3 protein-coding genes are annotated in these 2,135 nt (G+C 65.7%); 2 read left to right on the top strand and 1 reads right to left on the bottom strand.

Annotation, left to right across the window (positions count from 1 at the left end):
* Positions 1 to 134: 134 nt before the first annotated feature.
* Positions 135 to 746 carry an FMN-dependent NADH-azoreductase gene (locus ACK1U9_RS01670; protein WP_046616615.1) on the bottom strand — a complete coding sequence of 204 codons (612 nt, stop codon included), beginning with the start codon at positions 744 to 746 and terminating at the stop codon, positions 135 to 137.
* A 133-nt stretch (positions 747 to 879) separates the two neighbouring features.
* Here ACK1U9_RS01670 and ACK1U9_RS01665 point away from each other — a divergent pair, with 133 nt between their 5' ends.
* Together ACK1U9_RS01665 and ACK1U9_RS01660 are read left to right on the top strand one after the other, a co-directional pair.
* Entirely contained in the window at positions 880 to 1,782 is a 903-nt protein-coding gene (locus ACK1U9_RS01665) for a LysR substrate-binding domain-containing protein (RefSeq protein ID WP_046616616.1), read from the top strand.
* Positions 1,775 to 2,134, top strand: coding sequence for an MmcQ/YjbR family DNA-binding protein (locus ACK1U9_RS01660; RefSeq protein ID WP_046616617.1), 360 nt, complete (start codon positions 1,775 to 1,777; stop codon positions 2,132 to 2,134). The genes ACK1U9_RS01665 and ACK1U9_RS01660 overlap by 8 nt, the downstream gene beginning before the upstream one ends.
* Position 2,135 lies beyond the last annotated feature (1 nt).

Raw genomic sequence — 2,135 nt, 5'->3', positions numbered from 1 at the left:
CCCCCCCCCCCCCCCCCCCCCCCCCCCCCCCCCCCCCCCCCCCCGCCCCCCCCCCCCCCCCCCCCCCCCCCCCCCCCCCCCCCCGCTCCCACAGAGTTCGCGCAAGCCTTTGACGCTTGCGCAAGACAGCAGGATCAGGCAGCAGCAAACAGCTCGTTGGCAATCTGCGCCTGGGCAGCATCGATCGCCTGGCTGCGCTGCTCGGGGCCATAGGCCAGGCCATGGGCACGGACGATTTCCAGGTCGGTGACACCGATGAAGCCCAGGAACACCTTGAGGAAGTCTTCATGCCCGGCGCCAGTCGGCTGGCCAGCGTGCAGGCCACCGGCGGTGGACACCAGCACTACCTTCTTGTTGCCGCACAGGCCTTCCGGGCCGGCTTCGGTGTAGCGGAACGTCTTGCCGGCGACGGCAACGCGGTCGATCCAGGCCTTGAGCTGGGTCGGTACTGTGAAGTTGTACATCGGCGCACCAATCACCACGGCATCGGCAGCCAGGAACTCTTCCAGGGTTTCCGCACTCAGCTTGGCTTCGAAGGCCTGGGCTGCGTCGCGCATGTCTTCCGGGGTGCCAGCTGCTACCAGGGTCGCCGCGGAGAAGTGGGCGATGGCGTCAGCGGCCAGGTCGCGGTACACCACTTCCACGCTCGGGTCTGCGGCTTTCCAGGCTTCGACCACTTCGCGGCTCAGTTGGCGGGAGGCGGAATTGTCGCCCAGGATGCTCGAATCGATATGCAACAGTTTCATGGGACTCTCCTGTGAATGAAGACCGCGGCGTTGGGCGATCACGATGGGGAGAATCCTACCGACATCAACAATGGCTGATAAGGCAGCAAAAATGCGTTAGTTTGTCCTACAGGTGGAACAATGAGACATTCCCATGCAAGACCTCAACGACCTTTTCTACTTCGCCCGCGTGGTCGAAGCCGGGGGTTTCGCCGCAGCCGGCCGCCAGTTGGGCATTCCCAAGTCGCGCCTGTCGCGGCGTATCGCCGAGCTTGAAGAACGCCTGGGCACGCGCCTGCTGCAACGCACTACACGGCAACTGAAGCTCACCGCAGTGGGCGAGCGCTACCTGCACCACTGCCAGGCCATGCTGCTTGAAGCCGAAGCCGCCGACGAGGCCGTGGCCAGCATGAGCAGCGAACCACGCGGGCGCTTGCGGGTTTCCTGCCCGGTGGCATTGGCCCATGCCTTCCTGCCGGATGTGATCAGCCGCTTTCTCGCGCAGTACCCCCAGGTGCAACTGGACATGGTACTGCTCAACCGCCGGGTCGACCTGATTTCCGAAGGCATCGACGTAGCCCTGCGCGTACGTGACCTGGGCGACGAAGACCCGGCGCTGGTCACCCGCCGCCTGCGCCAGGCGCAGATGCAGCTGGTTGCAGCGCCAGGCTTCGCCGATCACATCCGCGAACCAGGCCAACTGGCGTCATTGCCGGTGCTGGGCGCTGCCGAGGCGGACCGGTTGGTACACTTCCGCCTGTTCGGCCCCCACGGCAAACAGCAGGAAATCGCCCTGGAACCGCGCCTTGCCATCGATGATTTCGTAGTACGTAATGCCGCTGTACGGGCAGGCCTTGGCTTTACCGCGCTGCCCAGCATGTTTTGTGAAGAGGAACTGGCGCGCGGCGAACTGGTGCGCCTGCTGCCGGACTGGTCGCTGCCGGGTGGATACCTGCAGGCGGTATACCCGCACCGCCGCGGCTTGCTGCCTGCGGTACGGGTATGGATCGACCACCTGGCGGCGTCGTTCGAGGCCTGTGGAGAAAAATATGTCTGAGCGGAACATGAGCGAAGCCCAGGTGGCAGCGTTCTGCCTGAGCCTGCCGGGCGCACGGGAAGACTACAAATGGGGCGGCATCCGGGTGTTCTCGGTGGCGGGCAACAAGATGTTCGCGGTGCTCGACCTGGCGGGGGCGGGGTTGTCGTTCAAGGTGGCCGACGAGCTGTTTCTCGGCTACTGCGACCGCCCGGGGGTGCGGCCTGCGCCGTACCTGGCGCGGGCGCGGTGGATCAGCATGGCTTCGCCCTACCCCATGGGGCGTGAGGAGCTGTGTGACCTGTTGCAGCGCTCGCACCAGCTGGTGGTGCGGCGGTTGCCAAAGCGGTTGCAGGTGGGGTTGGTAACCTAGC

It is taken from the genome of Pseudomonas sp. XP1 (assembly GCF_053557675.1).
This window is presented reverse-complemented; position numbering and strand designations above follow the sequence as displayed.

Coding starts and splice junctions, on each gene's coding strand:
- ACK1U9_RS01665 (WP_046616616.1), top strand. CDS start 880: ATGCAAGACCTCAACGACCTTTTCTACTTCGCCCGCGTGGTCGAAGCC.
- ACK1U9_RS01660 (WP_046616617.1), top strand. CDS start 1,775: ATGTCTGAGCGGAACATGAGCGAAGCCCAGGTGGCAGCGTTCTGCCTG.
- ACK1U9_RS01670 (WP_046616615.1), bottom strand. CDS start 746: ATGAAACTGTTGCATATCGATTCGAGCATCCTGGGCGACAATTCCGCC.